The sequence below is a fragment of the Novosphingobium sp. MMS21-SN21R genome, assembly GCF_031846015.1.
Classification (GTDB): Bacteria; Pseudomonadota; Alphaproteobacteria; order Sphingomonadales; family Sphingomonadaceae; genus Novosphingobium.
This window is the reverse complement of the sequence record NZ_JAVRDU010000001.1, coordinates 2,869,150-2,886,595: the sequence shown is the minus strand read 5'-3', so window position 1 is coordinate 2,886,595 and position 17,446 is coordinate 2,869,150. Positions and strand designations below refer to the sequence as shown.

Below are 17,446 nucleotides of genomic sequence, written 5' to 3'. Positions count from 1 at the left end.
CTTCCCCATATGGCAGGAATGACCTCTCTTCAGCCAGACCTGTTCGGCACAGCGCCATGCCCCGTGGAAGGGCTGGCCTTTCGTGCAGACATGATCACCCCCGCAGAGGAAGCCGAACTTGCAGCCCGGATCGACGGTTGCGCGCTTGAGCCATTCCAGTTCCACGGCTGGGAGGGCAAGCGGCTCACCGCCTCGTTCGGAAGTTCCTACGATTTCGCGCGCGGCGCGGTCCTGCCTGCGCCGCCCATTCCGGACTGGCTCCTGCCGCTTCGCAGCCGCATGGCGCAGTGGACGGGGCTGGCAGCTGAAGTCCTCACGCAAGCGCTCGTCATCCGTTACGATCCGGGCGCAGGCATCGGCTGGCACAAGGATCGGCCGCAATACGGCAAAATTCTCGGGCTTTCACTTGGCGCGGCTGAAACCTTGCGTCTGCGGCGGCGCAAGCCTGACGGCGGGTTTGCCCGCCATGCCGAGCCATTGCACCCCCGCGCCGCCTATAGTCTCGACGGTCCGGCGCGGTGGGAATGGGAGCATTCGATCACGCCGGTCGAGCACCGCCGCTGGTCAGTGACTTTCCGCAGCTTCCGCGATCAATCGGTCCAATAGAGCTTCATCGGGTTGTCGATCAACAACTTGCGCTGCAATTCCTCGGTGGGCGCGATGCGCGGGATCATGTCCACCAGATGCCCGTCGTCGGGAATTTCGGTGTCCATGTTGGGATGCGGCCAGTCGGTGCCCCAAAGCACGCGGTCCTGATAATCGGCGACGAGCGGCGCTACAGCATCGGCAAAGGCATTCCACGGATCGCCCGCGCCGCCTTCCTTGATCGCGTCGAGCCGGTCGGGGCAAGTCGCCTTGAACCAGATATCGTCGCGGCTGTTCAGGAAATTGCGGAACGCCTTCATGTCCGCACCGTCCGGACCCTGGCGCACGTCCGGGCGGCCCATGTGGTCGATCACCAGTGGCACCGGGATCGCGTCCATGAACGGGCGCAGTTCCTCAAGGATGTCGGCCTCGAAGTAGATCACCACATGCCAGCCCTTGGGCAGGCGCTGGGCGACTTCGAGGAACTTGTCCTTGGGTGCGTTGTCCACCAGCCGCTTCAAGAAATTGAAGCGAATGCCGCGAATGCCGCCGTCATGCAGCGCGTGCAACTCAGCTTCCGAAATCGCCGGATCGACCACGGCCACGCCGCGCGCCTTGCCATTGGACCTGGCGATGGCATCCAGCGTCGCGGCGTTGTCGGTGCCGTGGCAGCTCGCCTGCACGATCACGTTCCTGTCGAAGCCGAGATGATCGCGCAACGCGAACAGCATGTCGGGGCCAGCGTCCTGCGGCAGGTACTTCGCCTTGGCCGAAAAAGGGAACTGCGCCATCGGCCCGAACACATGGCAATGCGCATCGACCGCGCCTGCGGGCGGCACGTAGCGCGGCTTGGACGGGTTGGAATGCCAGCTGATGATACGGTCGCTCATGGTCTCACCCTCAGTGCGCGTCCTTTGACAAACTCAGGACGAGCGGACGTTTTGCAAATATTCCAGACCCGCGCATGCTGGGTCTGTCGAAGCACGCGCGCGACCTCAGCCGAACACGACCCCGTCCATCAGTTTGCGCGCGGTTCGCAGCAAGGCTGCTGTGCGCACTTCGCCAGCTTCATCCACTTCCAGCACGCAGCTCATTTCCCCGGTCGGATGCTCGACCGAAAGCAACTTGCGCGAACCGTCGGGAATTTGGGCAACTGCCGCGGCAGGCGATCCCTCGATCAGACACGCCGTTGCCACGCTCACTGCACCCAGAACGCCGATGGTGGCGTGCGCGCGGTGGGGGATGAAGCTGCGCACCGTCACCGCGCCGCCGTGCTTGGGCGGAGCGACGAGCATCATCTTGGGCACGGACTTGGCCGCAACATCGCCCAGATTCATCATCGGTCCGACAATCAGGCGAATGGCTTCGATCTTTGCTTTCAGATCGGTCGCATTGTCGAGCCAGTCGCGGTCCTCATAGCCTGTGATGCCGAGGTCTTCGGCCTTCATCACCACGCAAGGCATACCGTTGTCGACAAGCGTCACGGCCACGCCGTTGACCACGTCCACCGCGTTCCCGGTCGGCAGCAGCGCCCCGCAGGAAGACCCGGCGGTATCGCGGAACTCAAGCGGCACCGGCGCGTGGCGGCCCGGCACACCATCAATCGCGGCATCGCCCTTGTAGGTCACCACGCCGCCCGGCGTCGCCACGGTGGCCACGGCAACCTGGCCGGTGTTCTCCATGAAGATCGCCACGCGCGTCTCATCGCCCGTTGCCGCGACCAGCCCGCGCTCGATCGCGAACGGGCCCACGCCCGCAAGAATGTTTCCGCAGTTCTGCGCGTCGGTCACAATCGCCTGATCGACGAACACCTGCAGGAACAGGTAATCGACGTCGATGCCTTCCCGCGAGGACTTGGACACCACTGCAACTTTGCTGGTCAGCGGGTCTGCGCCGCCCATGCCGTCGATCTGGACAGGATCGGGGCTGCCCATCATCCCCAGCAGAAAGGCATCGCGCGCCAGGGCGTCGGCAGGCAGGTCATCCTTGAGGAAGTAGCCACCCTTCGACGTGCCGCCCCGCATCCACATGCAGCGCGCGGAAAAGCCGGAGGTCATACCAAGTTCCGTTCGTGTCGAGCGCAGTCGAGACACATATCGCGCGGCGTCTCGACTACGCTCGACGCGAACGGGGAAGGGAATCCACCTCGCCCCTCACACATACTTCAGGCCTTCCTTCTCCAGCCGCTCGCGCATCTTGTACATGTCGAGGCCTAGCACGCCTGAAGCCAGCTTCTCGCGCTTCTCGCCCTCGTTGGCTTCGCGCGCCTGCGCGGCCTTCAGCACGTCGGCGGCCTTTTCGCGCGGCACCACGCAGACGCCGTCGTCGTCAGCCACGATCACGTCGCCCGGATTGACCAGCGCATTGGCGCAAACGATCGGCACGTTGACGCTGCCCAGCGTGTTCTTGACCGTGCCCTGTGCGTAGATCGCCTTGGACCACACCGGGAACTCCATCTCGGTCAGGTCACGCACGTCGCGCACGCCTGCGTCGATCACCAGCCCGCGGCACTCGCGCGCCTGCGCAGACGTTGCCAGAAGATCGCCGAAGTAGCCGTCCTCGCAAGGGGAAGTCGGCGCCAGCACCAGAATGTCGCTCGGCTTCAACTGCTCGATCGCCACGTGCACCATCCAGTTGTCGCCCGGCGCCGCGCTGATCGTCACCGCGCTGCCCGCAATGCGCGCGCCCCGATAGATCGGGCGCATATAGCTTGCCATCAATCCGGTGCGGTCCTGGGCTTCATGCACGGTGGCAACGCCGCAAGCGGCAAGCCCGTCGATCACATGCTGTTCGGCACGTTCGATGTTCTGGACGACGATACCCGACATACCTGGCTCCCTTGGAATTGCTGGCCTGTGTCCATGCGACCGCCGCGCGCGGGTCACCAATGCAATGTTTGCGCATCACCATAAGGAAATGCTAAGCGAGATTGCATGACTGAAGCTGCGGTCAATATCCGTCACATTGCCGCCTTTGCCGCCACGGTGCGCCATGGCAGCGTCACGCGGGCGGCGCGTGCGGTCAACCTCACCCAGCCAGCCCTGACCCAGGCCATCTCAAGACTGGAGGAACACCTGGGGTGCACCCTGTTTATCCGGGGGTCATCGGGTATGAGCCCAACGGAGCCCTCACTGCTGCTCTCCCCCCGCGCAGAAGCCGCGATTGGGCACGTCGGCAGCCCGCGCGTCACCGGCACACAGGTGCGCGCCTTTCTGGCGCTGGCCCGCGCCGGAAGCTATGCCGTGGCGGCAGAAGCAACCGGCCTGTCGTCCGCCTCGCTGCACCGCGCCGTCGCCGATCTGTCGGTGGCGCTTGGTCAGCGGTTGGTGGACCGGCGGGGCCGTTCCGTCATGCTCACCCCCGCCGGAGAGCGCCGCGCGCGCGGCTTCGGCCTCGCCATGGCAGAACTGCGCTCGGGCCTCGCTGAGGTCGCCGCTTGGCAAGGCAAGGCGGCCGGCCGGATCGTTGTCGGCGCGATGCCGCTCAGCCGCGCCCGCTGGCTCCCCGAAACTATCTTGCGCTTCGCCAATGCGTACCCCGGCGTCGATGTCGCCGTGGTTGAAGGCAGTCATTCCGAACTGTCCGGCCCTTTGCGCGATGGCGAAGTGGACATGATGCTTGGCGCGCTGCGCGAAGCCGCCGCGCTCGATGATCTGCATCAGGAGGCGGTGTTCGAGGATCAGCCCGCGCTGGTCATGCGCGCAGGCCATCCGCTGCTGGCAATGGCCGAGGCTGGCGGAGAAGCGCTCGCCTGCTACCCGTGGATACTCCCCGCGCGCGACACCCCCTTGCGCCACTACTGGGAGGACATGATGCGCACCACGGGCGCTGAACCGCCCCACGTCTCCATCGAATGCGGATCGGTCCTCACCGTGCGCCAACTCCTGCTGGGCTCAGACGCGCTAACCCTCCTGTCGCCCGCCCAACTCGCGGTCGAACTTCAGGCAGGTGTTCTCGCCACGAAACCAACTCCAGTGCCAGTCGCGCGCACGATCGGCATCACCACGCGCGAGGGCTGGCGGCCCACTGCACCGCAGGCGGCGTTCACCGCGTTGCTGCGGCAGGTGGCGCAGGAAGGCTTTGCATAAATTTATGGGGCAGGCGATGTTTGCATTTGTGGGCTTGCCGCGCGCAACGCAGGACATCGCGCCATGGAGAGCACAATTGCCCTGATCGGCTTCGGAGAGGCCGGGTCTACCTTTGCCCTTGCTGCCGGTTGGGAATCCGCCGCGCTGGCCTATGATCTCAACCCTGCACGCCGCGCCGAGATGGAGCGCGCAGGCGTCGTTGCTTGCGCCACCGCCGACTGCGCGCTGTCCGATGCCGATCTTGTCCTGAGCCTGGTCACCGCCGATTCCGCGCTACCGGTCGCGCAGGACTATGCCCCGTTGTTGCAAGCGGGCGCAATCTGGTGTGACATGAACTCGGTCGCCCCCGATACCAAGCGGGCCGCCGCCCGTGCCGTCGAGGCCGCAGGCGGGCGCTATGTCGATGTCGCGGTGCTCGCCCCTGTCAATCCTGCACGGATGAACGTGCCGCTGCTGCTCTCGGGCAAGGATGCGGCCCAGGCCGAAGCGATGCTCCGTGCAGCAGGCTTCACCAAGACCCGCATCGTCGGGACCGAAATAGGGCGTGCCAGCGCGATCAAGATGATCCGCTCGATCATGGTCAAGGGCGTCGAGGCGCTGACGGCTGAAATGATGCTTGCGGCCACCAAGGCCGATGTGGTCGATGAGGTGCTGTCCTCGCTCGACGCCAGCGAGAAGAGCGAAAGCTGGTTCACCCGCGCGGAATACAATGTCGAGCGGATGACAACGCACGGCCTTCGCCGTGCCGCTGAAATGGAAGAGTCAGCCAAGACGCTCATCGGCCTCGGCATCGAACCGCTGATGACCAGCGGCACCGTTCAGCGCCAGCGCGAGCAGGCCGGAAAGACCATACCCTTCCACGCAGAGAGGACTGAAGCCTGATGACCATGATCATCGACTGCCACGGCCATTACACCGTGCTGCCAAAGGCGCATGACGAATGGCGCGAAAAGCAGAAGGCCGCGTTCAAGGCAGGCACCGAATGCCCCGCCTATCCCGACATATCGGATGACGAAATCCGCGAGACGATTGAATCGAACCAGCTGCGCCTGCTGAAGGAACGCGGCGCGGACATGACGATCTTCTCGCCCCGCGCCTCGGCCATGGCCCCGCATGTCGGTGACCAGTCGGTTGCGGTAAAGTGGGCGCAAGTCTGCAACGACCTGATCGCCCGCGTCGTCGGCCTTTATCCCGATATTTTCGCTGGCGTATGCATGTTGCCGCAGTCGCCTGAAGCGGACATGACCAGTTCGATTGCCGAACTTGAGCGCTGTGTGAACGAGTTGGGCTTCATCGGCTGCAACCTCAACCCCGATCCGGGCGGCGGACACTTCACCCATCCGCCGCTCACGCACGAATACTGGTTCCCGTTCTACGAGAAGATGGTGGAACTCGACGTTCCTGCGATGATCCACGTCTCGGGCTCGTGCAACCCGGCGATGCACGCCACCGGCGGGTATTACATCGCGGCCGACACTATCGCGTTCATGCAATTGCTCGAAGGCGATCTGTTCAGCCGCTTCCCGACGTTGCGCTTCATCATCCCGCACGGCGGCGGCGCGGTGCCCTATCACTGGGGGCGCTATCGCGGGCTGGCCGACATGCTCAAGAAGCCCGATCTTTCGGGCCACCTGATGAACAACGTCTATTTCGATACGTGCGTCTATCACCAGCCGGGCGTCGACCTGCTGGCGGATGTCATCGAGAACAAGAATATCCTGTTCGGATCGGAAATGGTCGGCGCGGTGCGCGGGATCGATCCCACCACCGGCTTCTATTTTGACGACACCAAGCGCTATGTCGATGCGCTCGACATCAGCGACGCCGAACGCCACGCGATTTTCGAGGGCAACGCCCGCCGGGTGTTCCCGCGCCTCGATGCCAAGCTGAAGGAGAGGGGCCTGTGACTGAAGCAACGCCCAAGCAGAACATCCACGAATACCTCGCCGAACTGGACGATATTCCCGGCACGCGGATCTACACTGCCGCCCGCGCCCGCAAGGGGTACTGGATCAACCAGTTCGCAATGAGCCTGATGAAGGCCGAGAACCGCGACCGCTTCAAGGCGAATGAGCGCGCCTATCTCGACGAGTGGAAAATCTCGGATGACGCCAAGCAGGCCCTGCTTGCTCGCGATTACAACAAGCTGCTCGATCTTGGCGGCAACGTCTATTTCCTGTCCAAGCTATTCTCGTCCGACGGTCTGCCCTTCGCCGAAGCGGTCAGCACGATGACCGACATGACCTGGCCCGAATACCGTCAGATGATGATGGATGGCGGGCGTTCGGCCATTGGCAATCGATCCATCAAGGGAGGCTACTGACATGGCCCGCATTACCGCAGGCGTTGGCTCCAGCCACGTTCCGCTGCTTGGCGTCGCCGTCGATCAGGGCAAGACCCGCGACGACTATTTCGGCCCGATTTTCGCAGGTTACGACTGGACGAAGCAGTGGGAAGCTGAAACCAAACCCGACGTCGTCATCCTCGTCTACAATGATCACGCCTCGGCGTTTGACGCCAACATCATCCCCACGTTCGCGATCGGCTGCGGCGAAAGCTACAAGTCGGCCGACGAAGGCTGGGGGCCGCGCCCTGTGCCCGACGTCGAAGGTCATGCAGACCTTGCCTGGCATATCGCGCAGAGCCTGATCCTCGACGATTTCGACATGACCATCATCAACGAGATGGACGTCGATCACGGCCTCACCGTGCCGCTCTCGATGATGTTCGGCCAGCCGGAAAAGTGGCCGGTCAAGGTCGTGCCGCTCGCAGTCAACGTCGTCACCTACCCGGTCCCGTCGGGCAACCGCTGCTGGGCGCTGGGCGAGGCGATTGCCCGCGCGGTCGAAAGCTTCCCGGAAGACCTCAATGTGCAGATCTGGGGCACCGGCGGCATGAGCCACCAGCTTCAGGGGCCGCGGGCTGGCCTGCTCAACCGCGAGTGGGACAACAAGTTCCTCGACATGCTCGAGGCCGATGATGACGCCGTTCGCTTCATCCCGCATATCGAATATTTGCGCGAAACCGGCTCCGAAGGCATCGAAATGGTGATGTGGCTGATCATGCGCGGCGCGCTGGGCCAGAAGGTGAAAACCTTGCACCGCCACTACCATATCCCTTGCAGCAACACGGCCATCGGCCACATCGTTCTGGAGCCAGAAGCATGAGAATCGCCCTCGCAGGCGCCGGCGCGTTCGGCGAAAAGCATCTCGACGGACTGAAGAAGATCGATGGCGTCGAGATCACCTCGATCATCAGTCGTCGTGCAGATCAGGCCGCTGCCGTGGCCGAAAAGTACGGCGCCAAGCATTCCGGCACCGAGCTGGAAGAGGCCCTGGCGCGCGATGATGTCGACGCCGTGATCCTGTGCACGCCCACGCAAATGCACGCCGCGCAGGCCATCGCCTGCATGAAGGCGGGCAAGCACGTTCAGGTCGAGATTCCGCTGGCAGACAGCTGGGCGGATTCGGAAGAAGTGCTGCGCGTTCAACGCGAGACCGGCAAGGTCTGCATGGTCGGCCACACTCGCCGCTTCAATCCTTCGCACCAGTACGTGCATAACAAGATCGTGGGCGGCGAATTCAACATCCAGCAGATGGATGTGCAGACCTACTTCTTCCGCCGCAAGAACATGAACGCCAAGGGCGAAGCGCGGTCATGGACCGATCACCTGCTGTGGCACCACGCCGCGCACACGGTCGATCTGTTCGCCTATCAGGCGGGCAAGATCGTCAAGGCCAATGCGGTCGAAGGCCCGATCCACCCCGAACTCGGCATCGCGATGGACATGTCGATCCAGCTCAAGAGCGAAAGCGGCGCGATCTGTACCCTGTCGCTCTCGTTCAACAATGATGGCCCGCTCGGCACCTTCTTCCGCTACATCGGCGACACCGCGACCTACATCGCCCGCTACGACGATCTGGTAAATGGCAAGGAAGAGCCGATCGACGTCTCGAAGGTCGATGTCAGCATGAACGGCATCGAACTGCAGGACCGCGAGTTCATCGCCGCGATCCGCGAAGGCCGCGAACCCAACAGCTCGGTCGCGCAAGTGCTCGACTGCTACCGCGTGCTCGGCGAACTGGAGAAGCAGCTTGCTGCTGGTTGATTGATCGGAAGGCCCGCCAGTGATGGCGGGCTTTCTTGTTTGGGGGCGGGCATCCAGCCTATCCCAACTGGCTGGACCCGCGCAAAGCAGGCCGCCGCAGGAGAGCATGATGGAAGCGCTGATCGCCTATTCCGGTCGCAAGTTTGCCCGCCCGCGCTACTATGCGAATGCGCACGAGAAGGACGAAGTCGAGATCGTGCCTGTACCCATGCCGATGCACGATGCGCGCGCTGCTGCCACGACCATCGACCGCGAAGGCTTCCAGATTCTGCACCACACCAGCGCTGTGTCCGACTTCGCCGACCGCGAGCAGGTCGCCTGCATTCACAGCCAAGAGATCGAGCAACTGGTCCAGGCCGCCACTGGTGCCGACTATGTCCACGTCGGTGCGCCCGGACTGCTGCGTTTCTCCGAAAAGTCGGGCAAGGCGGGCAGCCTTAACAACTCGATGCCTGCGCGCTTCGCCCACATCGACATATCCGACAAGACCGCCGCCCAGTTCGGCGAGCGCGGTGCCAATGGCCGCGCCTTTCTGCGTTGTGCGGCCTATAACGTGTGGCGCGCCATCTCCCCGCCGCCGCAGGACGTGCCGCTGGCGTTTTGCGATGCACGCAGCATTGCTCCGGCAGACCTGATCGAAGCCGAAGCTGTCTTCGATGAGGCGGGCAAGCCCGAATGGTCGTTCGAAGGGCTCGTCGTCGCGCACAACCCCGCGCACCGCTGGCACTACTTCCCGCAGATGACGATCAACGAGGCGGTCCTGTTCAAGACCAACGACAGCGATCCTGCCCGCGCGCATCACGTGCCGCACGTCGCCTTCGACTTGCCGGACTGCCCGGCCGATGCCTCTCCGCGCATCAGCATCGAGATGCGCGCGACGGCCTATTGGTGGGCCTGAGTTGAAGGGTTGAACTCCAACGGAATCGCGCTACAACAACCGTAACAATAGTTAGGGTGAGGGTATTTGACATGGGCGCTTTTCCGCAGACGCCGTATTTCCTCGGACTGAACGAGCCGGTTGGGCAGGAAGTCGCGCTTCACGGCCTCAAGATCGAAGGCGATCTGCCCGCCGAAGTGCGTGGCAGCTTCTATCGCGCAATCCCCGATCCCGCCTTCGCCCCCCGGTTTGAAAACGACCATACCCTCTCGGGCGACGGCATGGTCAGCCGCCTGTCGTTCAATGCTGATGGCACCGCCGATTTCGTGCAAAAGTATGTCGAAACCGCGCGCTACAAGGCGGAAAAGGCGGCGGGCAAGGCCCTGTTCGGCAAGTACCGCAACCCTTTCACCGATGATGCAGAGGTGCAAGGCACCGACCGCACCGTGGCCAACACCACCCCGATCTGGCATGCCGGGCGGCTGCTCATGGCCAAGGAAGATGGCCGCCCCTACCGCGTCGATCCCAGGACGCTTGCTACCATCGGCTCCTACGATTTCGGCGGCGCGCTGAAGTCCGAGACGATGACCGCCCACGTGCGCATCGATGCCGCGACCGGCGAGCTGTTCTTCTATGGCTACGAGGCCGACGGGCAGGCTTCGGCCAAAGTTGCCTACTGCGTCGTTGCGCCCGACGGCACGCTCAAGTCCGAACAGTGGTTCGATGCGCCCTATTGCGCGATGATGCACGATTTCACGATCAGCGAGAACTACGCGCTGTTCCCGATCTACCCGACCACCTCGGACCTTGACCGGCTCAAGGCGGGCGGCGAGCATTGGCACCACGAACCCGAACTCGACTCGTGGCTCGGCGTCATGCCGCGCTATGGCGATGTGTCTGAAATCAAGTGGTTCAAGGGGCCCAAGGGCTGCCATTCGTACCACATGATGAACGCGTGGGAGGATGCGGACGGCCTGCTCCACTTCGACGCCTGCCTGAACAACACCAACGCCTTCGCCTTCATCCGCGAACCTTCGGGCATCCACATGGGGCCGCAGGACGTAGTCGGCGCGCTCACCCGCTGGACCGTCGATCCCAAGGCGGATGGCGGAGACGTCACCGAAACCCTGATCGGCCCTCCCGGCGATTTCCCGGTGATCCCTGCCAAGATGCAGGGCAAGCCTTACAAGTTCGGCTTCATGCTTTCGATGAACCCCGCGCTGCAGGGACCACCACTCTTCGCCGGTCCTGTCGGCGTCAGCTTCAACATGCTGCTCCGGCTTGACGGCATGGACACGCCCGCCCCGCAGGTGACCGGCGCGCTGCCGCTGCCGCCGATGGCCGGATACAACGAACCCGTCCACGTTCCTGCTGCCGATCCGGCGCATGACGGCTGGCTGGTGTTCATCGTCGACCAGCAGATCGGCGATAACCAGTTCCACCACGAGGCTTGGGTGGTGGATGCTGGCAACATCGGCGCAGGGGCCGTGGCCAAGGTGGTGATCCCCACGCGCCTGCGCCCGCAAGTCCACGGCTGGTGGGTGCCTCAGGCGCAGTTGGACGCGCTCTGACCATGGGCAAGATCGTCATCACCGGCGCCTCGGGCAACTATGGCCGGGGCGTCACCGACCGTCTGATCGCGCGCTTTAGTGAACAGCGGCGCGCCGCCGACCTGATCCTGATCTCGCGCAAGCCCGAGAAGCTGGCCGACCGCGCCGCGCAAGGCTGCGATGTGCGCTACGGCGATTTCGACAAGCCCGAGACGCTGGCTGCGGCAGTGCAGGGGGCGACCAGAATGCTGCTCATCTCCGGCACGCGCGTCGGCGCGCGGGTGGAGCAGCACAAGGCCGCGATCGATGCCGCCGCTGCAGCGGGCGTGGCTCACATCATCTACACCAGCTTCATCGGCATCGATGACCCCGCCAACCCCGCCGAAGTCCGCCACGATCACATCGAGACCGAAGCCCTGATGAAGGCCAGCGGTTGTGCGTGGACCATGCTGCGTGACGCGCACTATGCCGACGCCATGATCCTCATGGCAGGACCCGGCGTGATGCAGACCGGCAAGTGGTTCTCCAACGCAGGCGAAGGCCGCGAAGCGATGGTCTGGCGCGACGACTGCATCGAAAGCGCTGTCGCTGTGCTGACCGGCGAGGGCCACGAGAACCGCACCTACAACATCACCGGCCCGGAATTGCAGACCTTCCGCGAAGTGACTGCGCTGATGGCGGAGATCACCGGCAAGCCGCTCGAATACGTCTCACTGGACGACGACGGACAATACGCGATGTTCGACGCCATGGGCATCCCCCGCCGCCCGGTCGATGACCAGTCGGTGGCAGGAATCCCGTGGAACAGCGATGACATGGTCACCTTCGGCGCGGCCATCCGCGAGGGGTTTCTGGAGTTGTGCAGCGATGATGTCGAGCGCCTGACCGGCCGCAAGGCGCGCTCGGTGCGCCAGATGATCGAGGAAAACGCGGAGATGCTGCGGGGAGCGGCGTAAGGCTTGTCCTCGGCCTGAGCGGGCGCTCCTCAACGACTGACATTGGGCGATCAGCAGGCCGGGGCTAGTCGGTCTCTTCAATGCGTATGCAAGCTCGAAATACGCCACCCGCCGTGTCCTGACGATGCCAGACTTCGACAACATTGTAGTATTTAAAGTAGCCTGGCGGAGTGTCGATCGAGAGATATTCGCCAATGCGGGGTAAGAACTCGAACTCGGCTGTGAAGAGCGGTTCGGAGGCGTCTTCGTGGTCAAAGGCTTCGACGGTTGGCACGACGACATGCTACACAGGCGCGAGGACGTCGGCAACGGCGTCTTATCCGGAACGGCGGCTTTCACATCACAACCCCACAAAAGCCGCCGCCCCGACCCCTCATAAATTCGCCGCAAACAGCGCCAGCATCCGGCCCCAGGCCTTTTCCGCCTGCTCGCGGTCGTAGATTGGCGCGTCGAGGGTGCACCAGCCGTGTTGCGCGGGGTAGACTTCGATCTCCGCAGGCCGCCCTGCTGCATCGGCCGCAGCGCGCAGCACCTTTTTCTCGTCGGGCGCGCGTTCGTCATCGTTTTGGGCGATGGCGATGAGGTAGGCGGCCTTGGTGCTGGCGAGCAGCTTGTTTGGCGCGTCTGCACCATCGCCCACCAAACCGCCGCCGTGGAACGAGGCAGCCGCGCCTACGCGCGCCGGATTGGCAAAAGCGGTGCGCACGGTGAACGGTCCGCCCATGCAATAGCCGCAGGTGCCAATGCGCTTTTTGGTGTCGACTTCCTTCTGTCCGTCGAGCCAGCCGACGAAGGCCGCCGCATCCGAAATCGTGCCAGCGGGCGTGATCGCCGCGATCATCGGCTTGAGCTTGGCCGCGCCCGCTGGCGCGCGCCATTCCATCAGCGAATTCAGGACCGGTGCGGGGCTTGAACGGTAATACTGGTTCACCACCAGCACGGCAAAACCCGCCGCAGCCAGCCGCGTGCCCATCTGCTGGTAGGCATCGCGCAGCCCTGCAATGTCGGGCCACATGATGACCGCCGGGTGCTTGCCTTTCGACGGATAGACGAAGAACGCATCGGCCTTCCCGGCGGGCGTATCGATAAGCACGGTGCGGCTGGCCGTGGCCGATGACGACATTTCCCCCGCCGTTGTGCAGCCGGGCAGCATGGAAAGCGCTGCGGCGCCTGCGCCGACACTGGCAAATTCGCGCCGGTTCAGCCCCTTGTCCCGCATCCACGTGGCGTTCTCGGCCTCGGTCATCTCATCGCACATGCGCCAGTTTCCTTCATTGCCCGCCCGCCGCCAGACTAGCGCAGGGCATTTGCAAAACAAGCCGCACGATATGTCATTTTCCCTATCGCCAATGGCTGAAATATTGTTAGTGTTACATACAAATTGACTTGGGAGAGTCGAACATGACCGATGTCGATACGCGCCTCGCCGCCCTCGAGGCACGGGTGACCGAACTGGAAGATCTCAACGCCATTCGCCGCCTGCAATGGGCCTATGGCTACTACATCGATTACAACCGCCCCGAAGAAGTGGCCGGGCTGTTCGCCAAGGACGGCGCGGTGGTGTTCCTCTCGGGCGAATATCGCGGCTACGAAGGCGTGATGCGCCTTTATGGCACATGGTTCCAGAACCTGTTCACCGGCGGGCGGCGCGGGCCGGTCCATGGCCTCCTGCTCGATCATTTCCAGATGCAGGACGTTATCACCGTCGCGGCTGACGGACAGAGCGCCAAGGGCCGTTTTCGCGCGATCCTCGCAGGCGGGTGGCACGATGAGGTTATTAACGACAAGCCCGAAGGCGTACCCCAGCAGTTCTGGGAATGCGGCATGTACGAGAACGATTACGTCAAGGAAGACGGTGTCTGGAAGATCAAGCGGCTCGACTATCTGATGCAGTGGCAGGCGGATTACGAGACTGGCTGGGCCAAGACCATCGCGCACCTTCAGCCTGCCGCCGTCTGTTACCCGGAAAATCCCATCGGCCCGGACGTGCTCCTGCCCGAAACAGAGATTCGCCAGACCTGGCCCCACCGCCAGGATGTACCGATGAGCTTTGCCCATCCGGTTCTGGCAAAGTCATTCGCCCTCGGCGATTTCTCCAAACTTCAGCAGAAGTGGCCCTGACGCCGGATCAGTCGCCCCAACGGACGATTCTCGCAAGCACAGCAGCGGCGACCCGGCGGAAAGCGTCGCGGTCGCGCTGGGGCACGCCCTTGAACAAGTCGGCGCCGACCTGGGCCATGGCCGGGATCGTGTCGCAGAACAGGCGCTCACCTTCGGCGGTCAGGCGGACTGGCTTGCGTCTGCGGTTGGATTGGTCGAGCCCCGGCTCGACCAGCCCGCGTTGCATCAGGCCGGTGATCGCGCGGCTCACGTTCATCGGTGTCACGCCCATGATTTCGGAAAGTTCGTGCCCGGCAAGTTCACCTTCGCCGCCCAGCGCCAGCACGATTCGCAGATCGTTGGCCGTTATGCCCATCGGGTCGGCCACGCCTTCGCGCATCGGCCCACCAATGAATGTGGCGAGTTTAAGCAGGTCGACCAGCATGGCGACATTGCCATCGATGGCGATCCCATCGATCGCGGATGGGGCGTTTTGATGTAGATGCCTCGGACCGTCCATGGCGGGCATCTATCGCCTTGTTCTCGGGCATCGGCAAGAGGCGCGGTGTGGACTTTTTGCATCACATTGCGGGCAGTGCGACCCTCGTAAATGTTAGGCTTGCAAACATAATATCAGTATGCCTAACTAACAAATACCAAGCCGGTCCCGCAGAGGACCATACAGGAGAGGGGATATGGCGATGGCCAACCGTACCACATCATTCGTGCGCCTTTTTGTTGCGGCCAGCACCGCAGCATTGGCGCTTGGTTCCGCCATGCCAGCCTTTGCGCAGGAAGCGCAGGCCCAGGCCGAACCCGCCCCGACCACAGGCGAAATCGTCGTCACCGCCCAGTTCCGCGAACAGCGCCTGCAGGACACGCCCCTGTCGATCACGGCGGTTGATGCTGCATTGCTGTCCTCGCGCAACCAGACCGATATCTCGCAGATTGCAGCGCAGGCGCCTAACGTGCAGTTGACCCAGATGGGCGGCGCATTCGGCTCGTCGATGGCCGCCTATATCCGCGGCATCGGCCAGTATGACTTCAACCCCGCTTATGAACCGGGCGTCGGCATCTATATCGACGATGTCTATTTCGCCACGCTCACCGGCTCGGTCATGGATCTGCTCGATCTCGATCGCGTCGAAGTGCTGCGCGGTCCGCAGGGCACGCTCACCGGCCGTAACTCGATCGGCGGCGCCATCAAGCTGTTCTCGGCCAAGCCGACTTCGGGCAACAGCGGCACGGTTGAAGCGACGTATGGTTCGCGTCAGCGCACCGACATTCGCGCCACCGCGAACTTCGAACTTGCCGAAAACCTCTATGCCCGCATCGCCGGCGTCTACAAGCGCCAGGAAGGCTATGTCGACCAGATCGACTATGGCTGCGCAAACCCCGGCAATCCGCTCGGCATCGGCGGCAACGCTTCAACACCGTCCGACTGCGTCGTCGCCAAGCTTGGTGAGAAGAGCTACGCCGGTCTGCGCGGATCGCTGCGCTACAATCCGACCGACAACTTCGACTGGATCGTCACGGGCGACTACACTTACGAGAACCGCACCAACGCCGCTGGCGTGATGAGCGCGACCCTGCCTGCGAAGACCGGCGGCGTCGATTTCACCTGCGGCCGTTTCTGCACCTATGCCAACTTCTACATGCCGGCAGGCGGCCAGGCCACGCAGGCCTATTACACCCCGAACACCACCCGCTTCGAAGGCTGGGGCGTTTCGAGCAACCTGACCATCGGACTGTCGGATTCGCTCAAGCTGCAGGCGATCACCGCCTATCGCAAGTACAACCAGACCTTCGGGACGGACGACGATTACACGCCGTTCAGCCTGATTGCCGGTGCGGGCTTCAACGATCTTGATTTCAAGTTCTTCAGCCAGGAACTGCGCCTCAATGGCCAGATCGGTGACAACATCGATTGGACCGTCGGCGGCTTCTACAACAACCAGACCTCGGTCTACTTCACCCGCCAGGACATCCGCTATATTGTCCCGATCGGCGTGCCCGCACTGTTCCTGCAGTTCCAGGGCAACGATCCGATCAAGGCCAACAGCAAGGCGGCCTTCGGTACGGTCATCCTGCACCCGTCAGATGCGTTCACCATCACCGGCGGCATTCGCTACACCAAGGAGCACAAGGACTATACCTTCGTGCGTACCCAGTGGGACGGCGGCACGCTGAACGACATTTTCGGCGTCGGCGCGCTTAATGGCACCAAGGCCAATTATGATGGCGAAAAAGTCGATTGGCGCCTGTCGGTCGATTACCGCTTCAGCCCCGAAGTGCTTGCTTATGCAACGGTCAGCACCGGCTTCAAGGGTGGCGGCGTCACCGCACGTCCGTTCACCAAGAACCAGGCCGTCAACGGCACGTTCGATCCTGAAACGCTGCGCGCCTATGAAGTGGGTCTCAAGACCGACCTGTTCGACCGCATGGTCCGCCTGAACCTCTCGGCCTTCTACAACGATTACAAGAACATCCAGCTGCCGATCGGCGACTGTTCGGCGCTTGACGGTTTTGCTCCGGGCACCGATCCGTTCCCATGCGCCGCTATCCAGAACGCCGGTGACGGCGAGATGTATGGCCTCGAAGCCGAGTTCTCGGCCCACCCGGTCGAAGGCCTCGATATCGATGCCTCGCTCAGCTGGATCGACGGCAAGTGGAAGCGGATCGACACGGCGGCGCAGGGTGCGCTTCGCGTTGAAGATCCGATCACCACGCCGGCATGGCGCGGTTCGCTGGGCATCCAGTACAAGGCTGATCTGGGCACCTCGGGTTCGATCACGCCGCGTTTCGACCTGACCTATGTCGGCAAGCAGACGATTGGCCGCCTGATCAACGCCGGCGTGTTCAGCCCGCTACAGTACAACCCGTCGATCACGCTGGGCAATGCGCGCCTGACCTGGAAGAACGAAGCCGAAGACCTCGCCGTCTCGGTCGAAGTCCAGAACCTGTTCGACAAGTACTACTATCTGCCGCTGCGCTTTGCTGCGGTCTATGCCTTCGTCGGCACGGCCTACTCCAATGTCGGTCGTCCGCGTGAATGGGCGCTCACCGTGCGCAAGACATTCTGATCTGTCTGACACATCAGGAAGAATGGGGCGGCCAGCGATGGTCGCCCCTTTTTCGTGGGATTTGCGTTGGAAATAACGATATCAAATGTTAGCGTATAG

The 17,446-nt window shown here is 63.1% G+C and carries 18 protein-coding genes; 12 read left to right on the top strand and 6 right to left on the bottom strand.

Annotation, left to right across the window (positions count from 1 at the left end):
- The first annotated feature begins 18 nt into the window (after positions 1-18).
- A complete protein-coding gene (locus tag RM192_RS13875; protein WP_311508144.1) occupies positions 19-606 on the top strand; it encodes an alpha-ketoglutarate-dependent dioxygenase AlkB in 588 nt (195 codons plus the stop codon).
- On the opposite strand, the gene RM192_RS13870 is transcribed toward RM192_RS13875, so the two are convergent.
- From RM192_RS13870 to ligK, 3 genes are all read right to left on the bottom strand, one after another.
- Positions 591-1,475, bottom strand: a complete 885-nt coding sequence (locus tag RM192_RS13870) for an amidohydrolase family protein (protein WP_311508143.1) — start codon at positions 1,473-1,475, stop codon at positions 591-593. The two genes, RM192_RS13875 and RM192_RS13870, sit on opposite strands and share 16 nt — an antisense overlap.
- A 105-nt stretch (positions 1,476-1,580) precedes the next feature.
- Positions 1,581-2,642, bottom strand: a complete 1,062-nt coding sequence (locus RM192_RS13865; RefSeq protein ID WP_311508142.1) for a 4-oxalomesaconate tautomerase — start codon at positions 2,640-2,642, stop codon at positions 1,581-1,583.
- 96 nt (positions 2,643-2,738) lie between these two features.
- Complete coding sequence (gene ligK, locus RM192_RS13860; RefSeq protein ID WP_311508141.1) at positions 2,739-3,413, bottom strand: 4-carboxy-4-hydroxy-2-oxoadipate aldolase/oxaloacetate decarboxylase; 675 nt, start codon at positions 3,411-3,413, stop codon at positions 2,739-2,741.
- Between the two features lie 105 nt (positions 3,414-3,518).
- On the opposite strand from ligK, the gene RM192_RS13855 reads away from it, so the two are divergent.
- The 9 genes from RM192_RS13855 (at position 3,519) to RM192_RS13815 (ending at position 12,164) form a co-directional block, all read left to right on the top strand.
- A complete protein-coding gene (locus tag RM192_RS13855) occupies positions 3,519-4,673 on the top strand; it encodes a LysR family transcriptional regulator (protein WP_311508140.1) in 1,155 nt (384 codons plus the stop codon).
- 63 nt (positions 4,674-4,736) lie between these two features.
- Complete coding sequence (locus RM192_RS13850; protein WP_311508139.1) at positions 4,737-5,555, top strand: DUF1932 domain-containing protein; 819 nt, start codon at positions 4,737-4,739, stop codon at positions 5,553-5,555.
- The gene (locus tag RM192_RS13845; RefSeq protein WP_311508138.1) at positions 5,555-6,580 is read left to right on the top strand and encodes an amidohydrolase family protein; all 1,026 of its coding nucleotides are present in this window, start codon (positions 5,555-5,557) and stop codon (positions 6,578-6,580) included. The genes RM192_RS13850 and RM192_RS13845 overlap by 1 nt, the downstream gene beginning before the upstream one ends.
- Complete coding sequence (gene ligA, locus RM192_RS13840) at positions 6,577-6,996, top strand: protocatechuate 4,5-dioxygenase subunit alpha (protein WP_311508137.1); 420 nt, start codon at positions 6,577-6,579, stop codon at positions 6,994-6,996. The genes RM192_RS13845 and ligA overlap by 4 nt, the downstream gene beginning before the upstream one ends.
- A 1-nt stretch (position 6,997) precedes the next feature.
- On the top strand, positions 6,998-7,840 hold the full coding sequence (locus RM192_RS13835) for a class III extradiol dioxygenase subunit beta (RefSeq protein WP_311508136.1): 843 nt from the start codon (positions 6,998-7,000) through the stop codon (positions 7,838-7,840).
- On the top strand, positions 7,837-8,781 hold the full coding sequence (locus tag RM192_RS13830; RefSeq protein ID WP_311508135.1) for a Gfo/Idh/MocA family oxidoreductase: 945 nt from the start codon (positions 7,837-7,839) through the stop codon (positions 8,779-8,781). The genes RM192_RS13835 and RM192_RS13830 overlap by 4 nt, the downstream gene beginning before the upstream one ends.
- A 109-nt stretch (positions 8,782-8,890) precedes the next feature.
- Positions 8,891-9,679, top strand: a complete 789-nt coding sequence (locus RM192_RS13825) for a CmcJ/NvfI family oxidoreductase (protein WP_311508134.1) — start codon at positions 8,891-8,893, stop codon at positions 9,677-9,679.
- Between the two features lie 71 nt (positions 9,680-9,750).
- Entirely contained in the window at positions 9,751-11,229 is a 1,479-nt protein-coding gene (locus RM192_RS13820; protein WP_311508133.1) for a carotenoid oxygenase family protein, read from the top strand.
- A gap of 2 nt (positions 11,230-11,231) precedes the next feature.
- Positions 11,232-12,164 (top strand): NAD(P)H-binding protein, encoded by a 933-nt coding sequence (locus RM192_RS13815; protein ID WP_311508132.1) that lies wholly within the window; start codon positions 11,232-11,234, stop codon positions 12,162-12,164.
- 64 nt (positions 12,165-12,228) lie between these two features.
- Here the strand turns inward: RM192_RS13815 and RM192_RS13810 are convergent, their stop codons facing one another.
- Positions 12,229-12,438: a hypothetical protein gene (locus RM192_RS13810; protein WP_311508131.1), complete on the bottom strand. Its 210-nt coding sequence runs from the start codon at positions 12,436-12,438 to the stop codon at positions 12,229-12,231.
- Positions 12,439-12,537: 99 nt separating this feature from the next.
- Positions 12,538-13,422 carry a dienelactone hydrolase family protein gene (locus RM192_RS13805; protein WP_311508130.1) on the bottom strand — a complete coding sequence of 295 codons (885 nt, stop codon included), beginning with the start codon at positions 13,420-13,422 and terminating at the stop codon, positions 12,538-12,540.
- A gap of 143 nt (positions 13,423-13,565) precedes the next feature.
- On the opposite strand from RM192_RS13805, the gene RM192_RS13800 reads away from it, so the two are divergent.
- The gene (locus RM192_RS13800) at positions 13,566-14,285 is read left to right on the top strand and encodes a nuclear transport factor 2 family protein (RefSeq protein WP_311508128.1); all 720 of its coding nucleotides are present in this window, start codon (positions 13,566-13,568) and stop codon (positions 14,283-14,285) included.
- A 7-nt stretch (positions 14,286-14,292) separates the two neighbouring features.
- Here the strand turns inward: RM192_RS13800 and RM192_RS13795 are convergent, their stop codons facing one another.
- On the bottom strand, positions 14,293-14,784 hold the full coding sequence (locus RM192_RS13795; RefSeq protein ID WP_311508127.1) for a MarR family winged helix-turn-helix transcriptional regulator: 492 nt from the start codon (positions 14,782-14,784) through the stop codon (positions 14,293-14,295).
- A gap of 175 nt (positions 14,785-14,959) precedes the next feature.
- Here RM192_RS13795 and RM192_RS13790 point away from each other — a divergent pair, with 175 nt between their 5' ends.
- A complete protein-coding gene (locus RM192_RS13790) occupies positions 14,960-17,347 on the top strand; it encodes a TonB-dependent receptor domain-containing protein (RefSeq protein ID WP_311508126.1) in 2,388 nt (795 codons plus the stop codon).
- The last annotated feature ends 99 nt before the right edge of the window (positions 17,348-17,446 follow it).

What these genes read in the sequence shown, in the direction of transcription:
- RM192_RS13865 (WP_311508142.1), bottom strand. Translation starts at nt 2,642, where the DNA reads ATGACCTCCGGCTTTTCCGCGCGCTGCATGTGGATGCGGGGCGGCACG.
- RM192_RS13835 (WP_311508136.1), top strand. Translation starts at nt 6,998, where the DNA reads ATGGCCCGCATTACCGCAGGCGTTGGCTCCAGCCACGTTCCGCTGCTT.
- RM192_RS13790 (WP_311508126.1), top strand. Translation starts at nt 14,960, where the DNA reads ATGGCGATGGCCAACCGTACCACATCATTCGTGCGCCTTTTTGTTGCG.
- RM192_RS13875 (WP_311508144.1), top strand. Translation starts at nt 19, where the DNA reads ATGACCTCTCTTCAGCCAGACCTGTTCGGCACAGCGCCATGCCCCGTG.
- RM192_RS13800 (WP_311508128.1), top strand. Translation starts at nt 13,566, where the DNA reads ATGACCGATGTCGATACGCGCCTCGCCGCCCTCGAGGCACGGGTGACC.
- RM192_RS13870 (WP_311508143.1), bottom strand. Translation starts at nt 1,475, where the DNA reads ATGAGCGACCGTATCATCAGCTGGCATTCCAACCCGTCCAAGCCGCGC.
- ligK (WP_311508141.1), bottom strand. Translation starts at nt 3,413, where the DNA reads ATGTCGGGTATCGTCGTCCAGAACATCGAACGTGCCGAACAGCATGTG.
- RM192_RS13830 (WP_311508135.1), top strand. Translation starts at nt 7,837, where the DNA reads ATGAGAATCGCCCTCGCAGGCGCCGGCGCGTTCGGCGAAAAGCATCTC.
- RM192_RS13850 (WP_311508139.1), top strand. Translation starts at nt 4,737, where the DNA reads ATGGAGAGCACAATTGCCCTGATCGGCTTCGGAGAGGCCGGGTCTACC.
- RM192_RS13855 (WP_311508140.1), top strand. Translation starts at nt 3,519, where the DNA reads ATGACTGAAGCTGCGGTCAATATCCGTCACATTGCCGCCTTTGCCGCC.
- RM192_RS13825 (WP_311508134.1), top strand. Translation starts at nt 8,891, where the DNA reads ATGGAAGCGCTGATCGCCTATTCCGGTCGCAAGTTTGCCCGCCCGCGC.
- RM192_RS13805 (WP_311508130.1), bottom strand. Translation starts at nt 13,422, where the DNA reads ATGTGCGATGAGATGACCGAGGCCGAGAACGCCACGTGGATGCGGGAC.
- RM192_RS13795 (WP_311508127.1), bottom strand. Translation starts at nt 14,784, where the DNA reads ATGGACGGTCCGAGGCATCTACATCAAAACGCCCCATCCGCGATCGAT.
- RM192_RS13820 (WP_311508133.1), top strand. Translation starts at nt 9,751, where the DNA reads ATGGGCGCTTTTCCGCAGACGCCGTATTTCCTCGGACTGAACGAGCCG.
- RM192_RS13815 (WP_311508132.1), top strand. Translation starts at nt 11,232, where the DNA reads ATGGGCAAGATCGTCATCACCGGCGCCTCGGGCAACTATGGCCGGGGC.
- RM192_RS13845 (WP_311508138.1), top strand. Translation starts at nt 5,555, where the DNA reads ATGACCATGATCATCGACTGCCACGGCCATTACACCGTGCTGCCAAAG.